This is a genomic window from Wolbachia endosymbiont (group A) of Bibio marci (assembly GCF_947251645.1).
GTDB lineage: Bacteria > Pseudomonadota > Alphaproteobacteria > Rickettsiales > Anaplasmataceae > Wolbachia.
The window spans coordinates 152,643-168,087 of record NZ_OX366364.1 but is presented as its reverse complement, the minus strand read 5'-3'; the positions used below and the strand labels follow the sequence as shown (position 1 = coordinate 168,087).

15 protein-coding genes and 1 tRNA gene are annotated in these 15,445 nt (G+C 34.3%); 12 read left to right on the top strand and 4 right to left on the bottom strand.

Going from position 1 to position 15,445, the window contains the following annotated elements; all coding sequences use genetic code 11:
• The first annotated feature begins 27 nt into the window (after positions 1–27).
• The 4 genes from OPR48_RS00975 to dnaN all read left to right on the top strand — a co-directional run bounded on the left by OPR48_RS00975 (position 28) and on the right by dnaN (position 2,965).
• A complete protein-coding gene (locus OPR48_RS00975) occupies positions 28–156 on the top strand; it encodes a hypothetical protein (RefSeq protein ID WP_265026197.1) in 129 nt (42 codons plus the stop codon).
• A gap of 138 nt (positions 157–294) precedes the next feature.
• Positions 295–1,188 carry an RNA polymerase factor sigma-32 gene (locus OPR48_RS00970; RefSeq protein WP_265026196.1) on the top strand — a complete coding sequence of 298 codons (894 nt, stop codon included), beginning with the start codon at positions 295–297 and terminating at the stop codon, positions 1,186–1,188.
• The gene (locus OPR48_RS00965; protein WP_265026195.1) at positions 1,181–1,678 is read left to right on the top strand and encodes an invasion associated locus B family protein; all 498 of its coding nucleotides are present in this window, start codon (positions 1,181–1,183) and stop codon (positions 1,676–1,678) included. The genes OPR48_RS00970 and OPR48_RS00965 overlap by 8 nt, the downstream gene beginning before the upstream one ends.
• 129 nt (positions 1,679–1,807) lie before the next feature.
• Positions 1,808–2,965 carry a DNA polymerase III subunit beta gene (gene dnaN, locus OPR48_RS00960; RefSeq protein ID WP_265026194.1) on the top strand — a complete coding sequence of 386 codons (1,158 nt, stop codon included), beginning with the start codon at positions 1,808–1,810 and terminating at the stop codon, positions 2,963–2,965.
• Between the two features lie 86 nt (positions 2,966–3,051).
• Here the strand turns inward: dnaN and truA are convergent, their stop codons facing one another.
• Positions 3,052–3,789 (bottom strand): tRNA pseudouridine(38-40) synthase TruA, encoded by a 738-nt coding sequence (gene truA, locus OPR48_RS00955; RefSeq protein ID WP_265026193.1) that lies wholly within the window; start codon positions 3,787–3,789, stop codon positions 3,052–3,054.
• Between the two features lie 142 nt (positions 3,790–3,931).
• On the opposite strand from truA, the gene recA reads away from it, so the two are divergent.
• The 6 genes from recA (at position 3,932) to plsY (ending at position 10,172) form a co-directional block, all read left to right on the top strand.
• Entirely contained in the window at positions 3,932–4,999 is a 1,068-nt protein-coding gene (recA, locus tag OPR48_RS00950; protein WP_265026191.1) for a recombinase RecA, read from the top strand.
• Between the two features lie 181 nt (positions 5,000–5,180).
• Positions 5,181–5,873, top strand: coding sequence for a phosphatidylserine decarboxylase (locus OPR48_RS00945; RefSeq protein ID WP_265026674.1), 693 nt, complete (start codon positions 5,181–5,183; stop codon positions 5,871–5,873).
• Positions 5,870–6,640: a CDP-alcohol phosphatidyltransferase family protein gene (locus tag OPR48_RS00940; protein WP_265026190.1), complete on the top strand. Its 771-nt coding sequence runs from the start codon at positions 5,870–5,872 to the stop codon at positions 6,638–6,640. Before OPR48_RS00945 ends, OPR48_RS00940 begins: the two co-directional genes overlap by 4 nt.
• Positions 6,641–6,671: 31 nt before the next feature.
• The gene (locus OPR48_RS00935) at positions 6,672–8,015 is read left to right on the top strand and encodes an alanine/glycine:cation symporter family protein (protein ID WP_265026189.1); all 1,344 of its coding nucleotides are present in this window, start codon (positions 6,672–6,674) and stop codon (positions 8,013–8,015) included.
• A 2-nt stretch (positions 8,016–8,017) separates the two neighbouring features.
• The gene (locus OPR48_RS00930; protein WP_320109924.1) at positions 8,018–9,484 is read left to right on the top strand and encodes an alanine/glycine:cation symporter family protein; all 1,467 of its coding nucleotides are present in this window, start codon (positions 8,018–8,020) and stop codon (positions 9,482–9,484) included.
• A 124-nt stretch (positions 9,485–9,608) separates the two neighbouring features.
• On the top strand, positions 9,609–10,172 hold the full coding sequence (gene plsY / locus OPR48_RS00925; protein ID WP_265026187.1) for a glycerol-3-phosphate 1-O-acyltransferase PlsY: 564 nt from the start codon (positions 9,609–9,611) through the stop codon (positions 10,170–10,172).
• On the opposite strand, the gene OPR48_RS00920 is transcribed toward plsY, so the two are convergent.
• The 3 genes from OPR48_RS00920 to OPR48_RS00910 form a co-directional block, all read right to left on the bottom strand.
• Positions 10,167–11,411 (bottom strand): hypothetical protein, encoded by a 1,245-nt coding sequence (locus OPR48_RS00920; protein WP_265026186.1) that lies wholly within the window; start codon positions 11,409–11,411, stop codon positions 10,167–10,169. The genes plsY and OPR48_RS00920 overlap by 6 nt on opposite strands.
• 52 nt (positions 11,412–11,463) lie before the next feature.
• Entirely contained in the window at positions 11,464–12,375 is a 912-nt protein-coding gene (locus tag OPR48_RS00915) for a cation diffusion facilitator family transporter (protein ID WP_265026185.1), read from the bottom strand.
• Between the two features lie 11 nt (positions 12,376–12,386).
• A tRNA-Val gene (locus tag OPR48_RS00910) sits at positions 12,387–12,459 on the bottom strand.
• A 646-nt stretch (positions 12,460–13,105) separates the two neighbouring features.
• On the opposite strand from OPR48_RS00910, the gene OPR48_RS00905 reads away from it, so the two are divergent.
• On the top strand, positions 13,106–13,405 hold the full coding sequence (locus tag OPR48_RS00905; protein WP_265026184.1) for a hypothetical protein: 300 nt from the start codon (positions 13,106–13,108) through the stop codon (positions 13,403–13,405).
• Positions 13,347–15,440 (top strand): hypothetical protein, encoded by a 2,094-nt coding sequence (locus tag OPR48_RS00900; RefSeq protein WP_265026183.1) that lies wholly within the window; start codon positions 13,347–13,349, stop codon positions 15,438–15,440. The genes OPR48_RS00905 and OPR48_RS00900 overlap by 59 nt, the downstream gene beginning before the upstream one ends.
• Positions 15,441–15,445: the final 5 nt, after the last annotated feature.

The following is a 15,445-nucleotide window of genomic DNA, read 5'->3' as shown; positions in this document are numbered from 1 at the left end:
TGGGTTTTTTCTTGTCATCCAAGTAGCATGACACTGGGATCTAGAAAAAAGAAATGTGGATTCCAGTGCCAAGGCACTGGAATAACACTACTTGCTATGTGTTTAAGCTATAATGTTCACCATTGTACTGGTAGAATATTATCTAAAGTTACATAATGTTGTCCAATTAGCTAACACTGCGGCCTACTGTCTCCAAGAAATTAGATGGAAAATTTGTGCTTTTTTCAAATCAAAGCTTGAATTTTTGCTAGAAAATCAATATATTATATGCATGAAGTTTTAATTTAAGTTGTTATGTTGACCCCAATGGCAAGCTTATGTGTTGATAGCAGAACCAATCTCATGCAATATATTGCTAGGGTGCGAAAATTTCCCATGCTGTCTCAAGAGGAAGAAGTACAACTAGCAAAAAATTGGAACCAATATAAGGATATTTCTTCTGCTCATAAATTGATTACCAGCCATTTGAATTTGGTAGTGAAAATTGCAATGAAATTCAAAAATTATGGACTATTGTTGATGGACCTGGTCATGGAAGGGAATCTTGGTTTAATGCATGCAGTGAAAAAGTTTAATCCTGATTTAGGGTTTCGTTTTTCAACTTATGCAGTGTGGTGGATTGAAGCTTCAATAAAAGACTTTATATTGAAATCTTGGTCATTTGTGAAGATAGGCACAACGCAAGCACAAAGAAGATTATTTTTTAGTTTACGTAAAATAAAAAAAAGAATTTTACAGTATACAAACAGGGAAATTTTAAATAATGAAGAAATAAAAGCAATATCTAATGAGCTTTCTGTATCCGAAGGAGACGTTCTGCAGATGAATTACCGTTTGGCTTGTAAGGATCAGTCGCTAAACGATTGCATAAAAATAGGTGATGACTCTAAAAGGGAGTTGCAAGATATGATCCCATGTAACTTGGTTAGTCAAGAAGTAACCTATCAGAATCATGAAGAAAAAGAATTAAAAGAAACAATTTTAAACAATGCACTAGCGAGCCTCAACGAAAGGGCAAGAGACATTTTTATCAGTAGATATTTGTCTGAAAACACTCAAACTCTAGATGAACTTAGTAAAAAGTATTGTGTTTCAAGAGAAAGAATAAGGCAGTTGGCTGAGCAGGCGATGGCTAAGGTAAAACAATATATACAATCTGAAAGTTTGAAATTTGGTTTGCATGCATAGTTTTTTTATATTTCTAATATTTTTTTCAATAGGCACTTTTGCATCAGTTAGTGATGTACAATTGAAGGAAAAATATAAAGATTGGCTCGTGTATACTGCATTGGAAGATGGAGAAAAAGTATGTTATGTTGTATCCTATCCTAAAAAAAAAAGCGAACATTATACAACCAACCGCAAGCCATATGTAATGGTTAGTTATGTTGATAAAAAAGCAGATGAGGTAAGCGTTACCTCTGGTTTTCAATATGATAAAGAGCCTGTAGCTCTCAATATCGACAAAAAAATTAAATACACATTGCCTATAATACAGGGAAGTCTTGCGTGGGCAGAGCATACAAAAATAGATCAAGATCTCATTCTAAAAATGAAGCAGGGATTATCAATGGTAGTGAATGGGAAAACAAAAACAGTGACCATTGATGATACTTATTCCCTACTTGGGTTTCAAAAAGCGTATCAAAAAATGCATGATTTATGCCATACAAAGTAAATTATTGTAACAGAAACAGAATAGGTAATTTTCCAGTTGTAGTATAAAACAGACTGTCCTTTCGATAAATAGCACTTTACTTTATATGGGATGTGGATATCATTTAAAATATATTTTTGAGAATTAGCAATGTCAGAGGTTGCAGGTGTAGATACAGAAATCAAAAAGCAAAATTCTGTGTGTGAGCAGATGCGTTTTAGCGTGAGCCGCACAAGTCTTTTAAATACATTATCCAGAGTAAGTGGAGTAGTTGAAAGGCGTAATGCAATAGATGTTTTGGCATGTATAAATATCAAAGCACAACACGGCAGCATAAAACTAATGGCAACTGATCTTGACATTTCAATGTTTGCCTCACTTGCTGCAACCGTATTAACAGAAGGAGAAGTAAAAATTTCAGCGCATACTTTACATGACATAGTGAAGAAGTTACCCGCTGATTTGGATGTCAATTTTGAAGTAAACAACCAAGGAAAATTATTGATGTCTTGTGGAAATGCAAACTTTTCTTTACCGAATGTAGTTTCAAGCAGCTTTCCTGCTCTTGAAGAAGACAATTATAAACATGATTTTATTCTACTAAATACGGACCTGATAGACTTATTAACTAAAACAAAATTTGCTGTATCACTAGATGATACAAGGTATAATTTAAATGGAATATATCTGCATACGGATAAGCAGTTTTTGTACTGCGTTGCAACTGATGGCCATCGTTTATCATGTATAAAGAGGCCAAAGCCTGGGAACATCAATGATGAATTTGGTGTGATCATTCCACGTAAAACTGTTATGGAGCTGTTAAAAATATTGGACGATTGTAATGAAGTTAATATAAAACTTTCAGACAGAAAAATCAAGTTTACATGCGGTGAATATATTCTAATATCAAAATTAATAGATGGGACTTTTCCAAATTATAAAGCAGTTATTCCAGCATCTCAAGATAAGCATATGATTATTGAAAGTAAAAAACTTTTAGATGTTATAGATCGAGTTTCCGTTGTTGTATCTGATAAAGTAAAATCCATTAAATTCTCACTACAAGAAAAGCTGCTAACTTTGCATTCAAACTCTCAAGAGTGCAGTGATGCAACTGAATCCATAGAAGCGGACTACAATAAAGCCCCTATAGAAATAGGGTTCAACTCGCGTTATTTGCTTGATGTTCTATCCTGTATAAAAAATAAATGTAAGTTTAGCTTAGCCGATGGTAATAGTGCTACAATTATCACTGATGAAGACGATTCAAGTGTATTATATGTAGTGATGCCAATGAGAACTTAAACACGTCATCCGCTGCTTGTTAGCGGGATCTGGAGATACCGTGGCGGTATGACACTTATTTCACTAAGAATGTTATTTTTTATTAATTAGTAATCTATCTTTACCAAATATAAGCCAAAAGGTGGTGCAGTAACCCCAGCGGCACTTCTTTTGCATTGGCTTAATATATGTAGCATTTCTTGCGGATTGGTTCTATTTTTTCCAAATTCAACTAAAGTACCCACAATAATCCTCACTTGGTTATGTAAAAAGGAAATAGCAGATATTTTGATGTGTATATGGCTCCCGTTTTGTATTATATCGATATCATCAATTGTTCTTATCGGATTCGCAGCTTGACAATCTTTTGAATAGAAACTTGAAAGGTCATGTTTTCCAAGTAGATGTTTAGCAGCTTCACGCATAATATTTACATCAAGTGGGCTAAACACTTGCCATACATAACCCGTCTCCAGAGCGGCAGGAGCATAGCGATTAACTATTCTGTATTCGTAATATCTTTTTTTTGCTGAAAACCGTGCGTGAAACGCATCATCTACAACTTCTACATTGAGCACGACTATAGGAATTGATTTTAAATGATAATTTATTGCGTTTCTTATTCTATAAAGCTCAAATTCCTTTTCCATATCAAAATGAGCAACTTGTCCTAAAGCATGAACCCCTGCATCAGTCCTGCCACCACAGTACAAGGTAACTTTCTCACCACTAAAATTAAATATAGCATTTTCTATCTTCTCCTGGATTGAGTTAGCAGAGTGTTGCTGCTTTTGCCAGCCAGAGAAACTACTGCCATTATATTCTATTGTTATTTTGTATCGCACTGCAGAGTCTATCTAACTTTCTATCTTAATATAATTTAGGTAGCTAATTTTTCTACGATAACGTTCTTCATCATTAAAAAACCCTTGGCAGGTTACTTGCGTTCGATTATCATAGAGAATTATATAAATTAATAAATGATCTATGGCAAGTAACCCAGAAGAAAGAAATAGTGATAAACAAAAAGCGCTAGATAACGCAATAAGCCAGATTGAAAAAGCATTCGGTAAAGGTGCAATAATGAAGCTGAAGCAAAATCCTTTAGAGAAAATAGACACAATATCCACAGGATCAATTGCGCTTGATTCGGCTCTAGGTGTTGGAGGTCTGCCAAAAGGGCGTATAATTGAAATATTTGGTCCCGAGAGTTCTGGTAAAACCACTCTTGCCTTGCACGTGATTGCTGAAGCACAAAAAAAAGGAGGATCATGCGCATTTATCGATGCAGAACATGCATTGGATGTCTTATATGCTCGCAAACTTGGGGTGAGCACTGATGATTTAGTAATTTCGCAACCAGACACTGGAGAGCAGGCGTTGCATATTGTTGAGTATTTAGTGTGTTCTGGCGCGGTTGACGTGATAGTTATTGACTCTGTTGCAGCGTTAACTCCAAGAGCTGAAATTGAGGGTGATATGGGTGATCAGCACATGGGGCTGCAAGCAAGGCTTTTAAGTCATGGGCTACGGAAACTAACCTCTGCCGTTTCAAAAGCGAACTGTATATTGATATTTATTAATCAAATTCGTATGAAAATAGGAGTAGTGTATGGAAATCCTGAAACTACCACGGGTGGAAATGCATTAAAATTCTATACTTCTGTAAGGCTTGATATAAGAAAAGTTGGTGTAATAAAAGACAAAGAAAATATTACAGGTAATGAAACAAGAGTTAAAGTTGTAAAAAATAAAGTTGCTCCTCCATTTAGAGAAGCGAAATTTGATATAATGTACAATGAAGGTATATCAAAACTCGGAGAAATAATAGATATGGGAGCAAAGCTTGGTGTGCTTGAAAAAGCAGGTGCTTACTATTCATATAACAACACACGTCTTGGACAAGGAAGAGAGAATGTAAAAACTTACTTAAAAACAAACAAAGAAGTCGCAAATGAAATAGAAACGAAAATCAGAGATTTACTCAGAAATCATGATAATTCTATCATAATAGACGAGGACAGTGAGCAACTTTTAGAAGAATCAGTGTTCTGATCTAAACTTAGACATTAGATTTTGTGTTGGACGGGTTGTTACAGTATGACGGTGTGTGCTAATATAACAATCTGTAATGTTACCTTGTATCAAAAAGACTTTGCTGAAGCAGTTAAAAAAAGCTTTTCATGAGAAATTATAAATGATAAATTGTTAACAATAGGTTATTGTGAATAAGATTATGTGTTTTGGTTTACCTAATATAAATAGGGAAGGTTATTCATTTATAGTAGTTTCCTTTATAGTAACGTGTATAGCATTCTCTATATCTTGGGGGTTTGGTGTTACGTGCTTGTTTCCGACATTATTGTGTACTTATTTCTTTCGTGATCCAGCAAGAGTTGTGCCAAACAATAAGGATCTTATATTAAGTCCTGCTGATGGTGTGATTTCAAAAATTGAAGAAGTTAATTATCCTTTATTGGCAGAAAATGGAGAAGAGAAGAAGTTCACGCTTGTTAGCATATTTTTAAGTGTTTTGAACGTCCATGTGAATCGTATACCAATATCTGGTGCGATAAAGGAAATGAGTTATAAAAAAGGCAAGTTTGTATCCGCAATGAGCAATAGGTCTAGTAATGAAAATGAAAAGCAGGTTATTGTGATTGAATACGAAAAGGGAAAAGAAATTATTGTGGAGCAAATAGCTGGATTAATTGCACGTCGTATCGTTTGTAATTTAGGAGTATCCCAGAACGTAAAAGCAGGTGAAAGGTTTGGAATTATAAGATTTGGCAGTAGAGTAAATATTTATGTTCCTGCTGATATAGAAGTAAGAGTTTCAGAAGGGCAAACTGTTATTGGTGGTGAAACAATTATAGTAAACTTAAATAAGGAAAACGTTCAAGAGAAGCTTACTTTTGACGTTATATGAATAACGATGGAAGTAACAGTAGATTCTTACCTATTACTAAATTATTCCCAAACTTTATAACTTTATTGGGTTTATGTTCTGGTCTCACTTCACTTAAATTTACATTTAATGAACAATGGGAATTCTCAGTAATTTTTATCATCATTGCAGCAATAATAGATGGAATGGATGGCAGAATAGCTAGAATTCTAAAATCAACTAGCGATTTTGGAGCCCAGCTTGATTCTTTTGCAGATTTTCTAAATTTTGGTGCAGCGCCTGCATTTCTTTTGTATTTTTGGAAGCTAAATGAAATCAAAGTCATAGGTTGGATTTTAGTAATGATATACGTAATCTGCATATCAATAAGACTTGCAAGATTTAATGTTTCGCTACACTCAGAACAATCATACTGGGAAAAATTTTTCTTTTCTGGTGTTCCAGCTCCAGTGTGTGCTTTACTTTCTTTGTTGCCAATAATTATTACCTTTCAATCTCATGAGAGTGAATACTTACTTCTCATAGAGCGATTTTTTAACACAAGAAACGTAGCTTGTTACTTTCTGGCCATTTCATTTTTTTCGATAAGTCACATTCCAACTTTCTCTGCAAAATATATTTATATTCCCAAAAGCCTATCTTATATATTTGTGTCATTTTTTGGAGTACTTATTATATTTTTCATCAGTAAGCCCTGGATAACGCTACCAATTTTAGGTGTAGTGTATGTACTTACTATTCCAGTAAGCACTGGGCTTTATATATATTACTCGTATAAAGCTCGTTAGCTATAAGTTGTAATAAAAAGTAGTGAGCAGCATGATTGTAAAAATAAATGAACTGTTAAATTCATTTCTGTACATAAAGATATTCAACATTCCATTTATAATTATTTGGGTAATTGCAACTGGGGTTTTTTGTACCATCCAATTCAAATTCACTAACTTTAGATTGTTCAAGCATGGAATACAGACGCTATTCAATCTAAAGTGTAATAACAATAACAATGGCATAATCACTCATATTCAAGCGTTTGCAACAGTAATTTCAGGAACAGTTGGCCTTGGAACAATATCAGGAGTTGCAATAGCTATCACAATAGGGGGCCCAAGTGCAGTTTTTTGGATGGTAATTACCGGAATACTTGGTATGTCGATAAAGTTTGCCGAGGTGGTGCTTGCATTCACTTATCGCTCTGAAAATACAACTGGTGGTGCTTTTTATTACATGAAATACGGGCTTGCAAAGATTGGATTTGCAAAAACTGGTAGATTTCTTGCCTTTACTTATGCAATTATGCTACTTATTGCAATGATTTTGGGCGGTATACCATTTCAAGCGAATCAGATAGCAGCATTGTCAAATAACCTCTTTGAATACAACGCGTCCATTATTATATCTCTGCTTGTCTTTATTGTAATATTGGGAGGAATAAAGCGCATTGCTTTCGTTTCAACGAGCTTAGCACCAATTATGATAGTGCTATATGTGGGTATGTGTATATATTTAATTTATGTAAACAGAAGTAATTTGCTGAATGCTTTATCTATAATATTTCAAGATATTTTCAATAAATCGGCTATAGGAGGCGGAGTATTGAGCGGATTAATAGCCGGAGTGAGAAGATCAGTGTTTGCCAACGAAGCAGGTACCGGAACAGCAGCTATAGCACATTCAGCTGTAAAAGAAGAAGATCCAATTAAAGTTGGGTGTGTTGCAATGATTGCACCACTTATAGACACAATATTAATCTCATTTTTGACTGGTATTGTGATAATTATCACTGGTATGCATAGCACTGATAACGTGGGTGATATTACACTAATTAGTTCGGTATTCTCAACAGCTTTGCCCTTGTTCAGCAAGTTAGTTTTTCCGCTAATGATGTTTTCCTTTGCATTTTCTACAATAATAGCTTATTGTTACTACTGTGAAGTTGCTTTGCTGTATTTATTTGGTAATAAAAAAATACTGATACCGTTCCAAATTCTTATAGTGGTTTCAGTGTATATCAGTTGTATGTCAAAGGATATAGAATTTATATCTTATCTAGGTGACAGTTTGTTCATGTGCCTTATGGTTCCAAATGCTGTTGCAATATATCTACTGAGAAGGGAAGTTTTGAATACAATAGATTCTTATTACAATTCTAAAAGGTATTAAACATGACTTATAGATTGCTTTGTATGGTGTTATTTTGTCTATTGTTTAATGATGCGTATGCTGCTTCAGGTTTTTACGAAAGTTATGACGCTGTGTTGAATGGAATAAATAACTTCATGAATGAAGCGCTGTTTTTCAAAATCTTTTATATACCGTTCATACTTCTTCTACTAGTTTTTGGTTATGTGTTTCTAACATTACGTTTTGGATTTCTCAACATAAGAATGTTTAAGCATGCGTTTGCTATTTTATGTGGAAAATATGACACGAATCACCATAATGGTCATATTACACATTTTCAGGCATTTATGACTGCACTTTCAAGCACAGTAGGCCTTGGAACTGTTGCTGGAGTCGCAATTGCAGTTTCAATGGGAGGGCCAGGAGCGGTGCCTTGGATGATGATTACAGGTTTTTTTGGTATGTCAGCAAAATTTGCCGAAGTGACTTTAGCATTTAGACATAGAACAGAAGATCAGGACCAATTGTTTAGTGGCCCCTTTCAGTATATAAGGAATGGTCTGGAGGAATTTGGATTTAAAAAACTTGGTATTGTGCTGGCTGCCATGTATGCAGTATTCTTTGTATTATCAGGCCTTGGTGGAAGTGTAGCGTTTCAAACTAACCAAATGGTTTCAATATTATCTGGCTATTCAAGTTGGGTAGATGGTCACTCTTGGTTTCTTTCTTCCATAATCTCTGCGCTGCTTGCTCTAGTGATTATTGGCGGAATTAAAAGGATAGCTAGAGTATCTTCTGCACTAGTGCCTATTATGTCACTCATATATATATGTAGCTGCCTTGTTATTATTGGATTTAATATCCACAATCTTGGTCACACATTTAAGATATTATTTTCCAGCATGATAGATTTTAATGCTGTTGGCGGAGGGATGGTAGGAGCATTTGTTGCTGGAATTCAAAGAGCAATTTTTGCCAGCGAAGCGGGTGTTGGTTCTGCTGCAATTACTCATGCAACAACTAAAGATGAAGAACCAGTAAGAACTGGGCTTGTTGCTATGATAGAACCGTGTTTTGATACAATGCTCATTTGCTGTTTAACTGGAATAACGATAGTAATAACAGGTGCATACCAGACTAGTGTTGGTGAAGGGATATTAGTCACTCAAAAAGCATTTGAGACACTTTCTCCGTGGTTTCCTATACTTCTAACAATAGCTGCACCTTTGTTTGCATTTTCTTCAGTAATTTCGTTTGTATATTGTTGTGAAATGGGGTGGCTATATTTATTCGGTGCAAAAAGTATAGTGATATATCGCATAGCGGTAATAATTGTGGCGTTTTTTTCTGGTCTTTCTAAAGATATAATGGCTATTGCCAATATTGGTGGAACTTTATTCTCTTGTTTAGCTCTCATCAATATGACAGCGCTTATACTGTTTAGTAATCAGATTAACGATGAAGTTCAGTGCTACCTAAAAAGGCTGAAAAATAATAAAATTAATTGAATCTTCGATATATGCGGAGAGGTATAGCTATAATAAGTAAGACTTCCCTACGTCATACCGCCGCGGTATCTCAGCCGCTAACAAGCAGCGGGATGACGAGGTCTTTCGATAGTAAATTTTACCTGTGTTAGTTATAGTCCTTATACTATCCTATATACTCGGTTCAATACCGTTTAGCTTAATTATTACAAGAATAAAAGGGATAAACTTAAGAGAAATAGGTTCAGGTAATATCGGTGCTACAAACGTTGCAAGAACAGGGAATAAATTTCTTGCTGCTCTGGCATTACTTCTGGATTCCTTGAAAGGATTCATCGCCGTTTATATAGCACAACAATTTTGTGATAATAACGATTTTTATATATATGTATCTGCAATTTTAGGGCACATGTTTCCTATTTGGCTAAAATTTAAAGGAGGCAAAGGAGTTTCAACAACTTTGGGAGTTCTGATAGCACTTAATATGCCAATTGCTTTGATATTTATATTTGCCTGGATAGTGGTATTTTTTATCTTTAGATACTCTTCTCTTGCTTCTTTGACTTCTACTACAGCAGCTGTATTAGCATCTCTCTTTTTTCAAAAAGACTTATTTCTTGCACTACTCACTGTAGCAATATTAATTTTCTTAAAGCACTATAAAAATATCACAAATCTTCTGCAAGGCAAGGAACATAAGTTTTTATAATTCATGTGCTGACCCTGTTCTTCTTATATTATCGATGTTTGGGTCGGTTAATCTTCCTGGATTAATATATTCAAGATTTTCTATTGTAGAAATTACATTCTGTTCACTACAATCCAAGCTAAACAAATTTCTCATTAAAGGTATCCTGATCTCTTGAATAAAATTAGAAGTTATTTGGTTACTGCTATCATCTGACTTATCCCAAGCATTGAGGATTTCTTTATGATTCTTCTTTTTTTTCAGCTCTTTCTTAATAAATTCACACGCCTCACCTTCTGCATACGTTCCAATTCTGTTTTCCATAAGGTATTCTACTCTAATACCAGGGTATATTCCTTCTAATGACTTTAACATTGCACCAATAATACCAGTAAAGCAGGTTTCGGGAACAACTGTTCCTTTAGCATAGTTTACGGCATACATTAAAGACCCTACCAATTCCCGTCTTTTTGTTGTAACTGATTCACTATCTCCACTATTACAGGCCTTTAGAACCAAATATAAAATTTGCCCTCCCGTGAGTCCAGAAACATGAATTTGTTTATCATCATTACACCATTCATTAAAAAAATTGATCAACTCTTTTTTATTATTACTTCTAAACTCTTTTTCTCCTTCTATATACTTAATAAACTTAACAAATCCATCATTATGTATAACACCATTAGGTTCTGGTATCTTCTCACCATATTTACCTTTTAGTGTATTAATACTATCAATAATGCTATCATTTGCCATATGAGGCATCATATGTTCCATCATAGCATTTATTACATTTTTCATACCAACTAAATTCTCATACAAACCATTGGAAAGGAGCTTTAATGAAGCTTTAAGTAAGGCTATAGGGTTAAGTGTTGCTGGCCTTGTTTCAGATTGTAGCAGGATTATTCCAACTGCCAATGGTATCGGTGCTAACAGCCAAGTTAATATTAAAAGCTTAGAAAAAAAATAATGAATTGTTAGTCCTGCAATACATGAAATTAAGATCGACTTGATTATGTTACCTTGACCAAATATTTTCCAATATTCTTTTTGACTTATTTTCTCATCACCTTTTATTTTTTTATATCCAAGAAACGTTTTAATTTCTGCATCATATAGAGTAAATACCAAGCTAACTATTATCGAAGTAGGCATGGTTACTACAGTTAACGCATAATAAAAAGATAAATAGAGAGCAGTTCTAACTTTACTGGAACCACCACGAGGAAATTGTACTTGAGAAATACCTATCATAGCTTACCTTCAACATCATTACACTCTAGTAATACCATAATAATTTTAAACGTCAATGTTTAAGTATCTTATTATCCGCACACTCATCGTATTCAATTTCAACTGTAGAGTGTGCTATCTCGAACCTATTTAGTAGTATTTTTTTTATCTCATACAAAATATCAGTGTGTTGTGCATCTTGCTTTACTTTGGCATGCATCGTTATGATAAAGTAATTATCAGACAGCGACCATGCATGTATGTGGTGCACATCTATCACTTCAGGTAGCTTAGATACAATTTTACTTTTTATTTCTTCAGTTGATATACCCTCAGGCGTACCTTCAAGGAGTATGTGGCAAGAATTCTTTAGAATTTTATAGCCACTGTTTAGGATGATTACACTGACAAATACTGACAGAATAGGATCTACTACTTGCCATCCAGTAAGCATGATAATTATGGATGCAAGTATAGCAGCTACAGAACCTAAAATATCTCCAATAACATGCAATACAGCACTTTTTATGTTTATATTGCTCTCGCATTTACTATGTAATATAAAAAAGACTATTATGTTAGAGATAAGACCGAGTGTAGCAATTATTAACATTACTTTCCACTCAACATTGACTGGAAAAATAAACCTCTTTATTGATTCAATTATAATAATTACTGCAATGAAGAATAAAGTTAAACCATTAACAAATGCTGCAATTATTTGCAACCGATGATACCCGTATGATCTCTGCAAATCAGATTTCTTAGCTGAAAATTTGTGTGCTAACCAGCTTAAAACTAAGGCAAAGAGGTCAGTGAGCATATGCCCTGCATCTGATAATAGAGCAAGCGAATGTGAAATTATTCCACCTACTATTTCCATAAACATTGTTATCGCAACTATTATTATGGAATAGATTAAGCGCTTGGACTGCGCTGCTGAGTGTTTACCGTTATGCACTGCTGTCATATAAAATTTTTTCATAAACAAAAACGTGGGTAACACTGGATTCGAACCAGCGACCGCTTGCACGTCAAGCAAGTGCTCTACCAACTGAGCTAATTACCCATCGTGGTTTTAGTATAGTGCTTTGGTGGAATGAAAGTCAATTTGCTTTTAAATTCTTACCCTATCCTAATGTAACGTTAGAACCTAGATTTTTTTTGTGGTCAAGCTATAGAGCCTATAGCTAGTGCAGGTCAGGTTTTCCTACGTCATACCGCGATTCATTCGCGGTATCTCAGCATAGATTCCGCTAACACGTAGCGGAATGACGAGTTCATAGCTTACCAAATTATCGGTAAATCTAAATTGCTTTAGTTATAGCTATATCTTATATTGTTCATATTAAATTAATTACTTATATTTTTTCACTAAGATATAGAGTATACCAATATGAAAATTCACACTTTTTTAGTAGAGATCACCTTATATTTGAAGAGTTAATAAATTAGAGGTTAGAATTATGACAATCAATCAACAAATAAATAAAAATATAACTAAAGAATAATACTTTAACAATAACGGCAAAGGGTTTAATTCGCCACATGTTGTAGAAGTTAAAGATTTAAATATTAAAGTAGAAGTTTATTCTCATAATTTAAGAGCAAGTAAAATTGCAACAATTGAAAGTGAGATAAGAGAAACAGCTACTAGTTTTAAAGATACATTCAAGTTAGAACACAGCAACTCAGAACAAACATTTAAAATTTATATGTTTGATGACAAGGATGATTACACTCACCTTGGCAGAAGCGAGCATTTCGGTTCTTACCTTGGAGATGAGGGTGGTAAATGTTACTACAAAGGGGAAGCTGATGTTTTTGCTGAAATGTATGTCTATCAGCAAGGTGGCGTTCATAACCTTCAGCATGAATTTGCACATGGTTTAACTTACTTGGCTACAGGAGGTAAGCACCTACCTACAGTATTAATGGAAGAAATTGCAGATTACTTTGAGCATCATTCAGATCATAAATTCAATTCTCAAGGAATCAAGTATCGACAAAACTGAAGCTGCAAATTTGGATTTAGATAAAATTTTAAGTTTAGAATATTCAAAGGACAGCGAAGCAAATAGCCTGGTTTATAAAACAGGTCATGCGTTGATAATGTACTTACAGGAAAAAGATCCTAGTTTATTAAGAGACTACCTAGATGCTTTACGTCAAGGTAACTCAGATGAGTCAAAAAGTTTCTTGAAAGACATAAAAGGACACGATACTGACTTCAAAAGTTGGCTTGCTGAGAATGATACAGAAACTGCAATGGAACATCTTAACGCTTTGCAAGTTACAAAAGGAGATTTTATAGCAACTGGTCAAGAAATAGTGGGCGGAGAAATTAAAAATGTATCCTATTATAAAGCAAATATAGAAAAAATGGATGGAGAAAACGTTGGAAGTTTTTCTCCTGTAGAACACGTTGCATTTTATGATGTTGCTCGTGCTATAAATAGGGCAACAAATGATACACTTGATATATCAAAGGAATATCATTTCCTTAAGGTAGTAAAAACTTCCGATGGACAGGATAAACTAACTTACTCTGACCAACAAGGTAATGAATATCAAAATAGTCAAGAGTATAAAGATCAGGCTTTAAGGATGCTATCAAAATATGGTGAAGATCTAAGAAAATCTTACTATAATGGGAAAGAAGACTTAGAAAAAATACGTGCGAGCGAGCTAGAAGACTTAGATAAGCAGAAGGATATAGAATATGATGATGTGTTGAAAGGCCTGCGTGAACAGGAAGAAACACAGCGTCATGATGCATACGAGCAATACAAAAGAGGAGAGGTCTCTTATGAGAAATTTGTAGAAAAATGCAATTCAGCCAGCACTAATTATTGTAATGAAGATAAGAGATTATATAGTGCTACACAAGACAAATATACACAACTGAAAGATGCAATACTAGGTAAGTATGAAAATTTAAAAAGTACCTTACTTGATAAAACCATAAACACTGGCTTAGAACAAGTAAAAGCGACTAAGAACATCGATGTAGAAAAGATGTTAGAAGAGATGATCAATATCGATTCAAACTTGATAAGAGGTACAAATCATATTGATCTACAAGAAGGTAAGATTTTTTCTATGCAAGCTCATGGTCAAGGAGATATGGGTGCACTGTCTATATATGACGGAAATACAAAGCTTGGAGAATTATCGAGTGAATCAGGATTTTTTAAGCAAGTTGAAGGTCAAACTAAAGAAACTTTTGTTTTTGAGGATATATTGCACAACTTAAATACTCAATATGATGGTGGTGCTTATATGGCGGTCACAAAAGAAAATGGTCAGTATAAAGCTTCTTTAATAGACGGCAGAACAGTTGAACGCGATGAATACTTTGATGAAGCACATTTACATGAGAATGAGTTGTTGCATCCTAGCACTGGACATATTCAAAAAGATTTAGATTCTCTGCTCCTTAGAGGTACCAAAATTTTGAATCATCAGGATTCAGAGCATGCACAATATTCTGATGAGCAAAAGGCAAATGGAGTAATCGTGGAAAAAGGAAAATTACTGGATAATAAGGGAACAGATAGGACAGACGATGATGTATATGAAGCTGTCGTAAAGCAAGGAGACGAGCGCTTACATGAGTTCAAAAATATGGGCTTTTATATTACCGAGAAAGGTGATCTATTTATTCATGATCACGGAGCAAATGTAAGGTTTCAATTACCAACTAGTATCACTCATCTAAAATTAGTGGAAAAAGACGGAGCATATAAACTAGCACCATCTGATAAATATGGTACTGAATACAGGTATGATGTTCGAGGTGATGATATACCAGATGAATATAGATATATAGATCCAATATTTGCACATGAATATGAAAAGAGAGATTATTCCCATAAATATGTAAATGTGGGCCTTATAAACTTAGAGAAATATGGCTCTGGCAAACTTTTTGCTATAAAGTACGACCCAAATGATTACCACATACAAAAAAACTCTAGCGGTGAAATAGTTAGAATAAAAGATCAAACATATTTCACTAAGGTAAAATTGTTTGATGGCGACGAATAAATTGG

Bases quoted from the DNA above. Each gene is read 5' to 3' on its own strand.
- OPR48_RS00975 (WP_265026197.1), top strand. From the start codon at position 28: ATGACACTGGGATCTAGAAAAAAGAAATGTGGATTCCAGTGCCAAGGC.
- OPR48_RS00970 (WP_265026196.1), top strand. From the start codon at position 295: ATGTTGACCCCAATGGCAAGCTTATGTGTTGATAGCAGAACCAATCTC.
- OPR48_RS00965 (WP_265026195.1), top strand. From the start codon at position 1,181: ATGCATAGTTTTTTTATATTTCTAATATTTTTTTCAATAGGCACTTTT.
- dnaN (WP_265026194.1), top strand. From the start codon at position 1,808: ATGTCAGAGGTTGCAGGTGTAGATACAGAAATCAAAAAGCAAAATTCT.
- recA (WP_265026191.1), top strand. From the start codon at position 3,932: ATGGCAAGTAACCCAGAAGAAAGAAATAGTGATAAACAAAAAGCGCTA.
- OPR48_RS00945 (WP_265026674.1), top strand. From the start codon at position 5,181: ATGTGTTTTGGTTTACCTAATATAAATAGGGAAGGTTATTCATTTATA.
- OPR48_RS00940 (WP_265026190.1), top strand. From the start codon at position 5,870: ATGAATAACGATGGAAGTAACAGTAGATTCTTACCTATTACTAAATTA.
- OPR48_RS00935 (WP_265026189.1), top strand. From the start codon at position 6,672: ATGATTGTAAAAATAAATGAACTGTTAAATTCATTTCTGTACATAAAG.
- OPR48_RS00930 (WP_320109924.1), top strand. From the start codon at position 8,018: ATGACTTATAGATTGCTTTGTATGGTGTTATTTTGTCTATTGTTTAAT.
- OPR48_RS00920 (WP_265026186.1), bottom strand. From the start codon at position 11,411: ATGATAGGTATTTCTCAAGTACAATTTCCTCGTGGTGGTTCCAGTAAA.
- OPR48_RS00915 (WP_265026185.1), bottom strand. From the start codon at position 12,375: ATGAAAAAATTTTATATGACAGCAGTGCATAACGGTAAACACTCAGCA.
- OPR48_RS00905 (WP_265026184.1), top strand. From the start codon at position 13,106: ATGTTTGATGACAAGGATGATTACACTCACCTTGGCAGAAGCGAGCAT.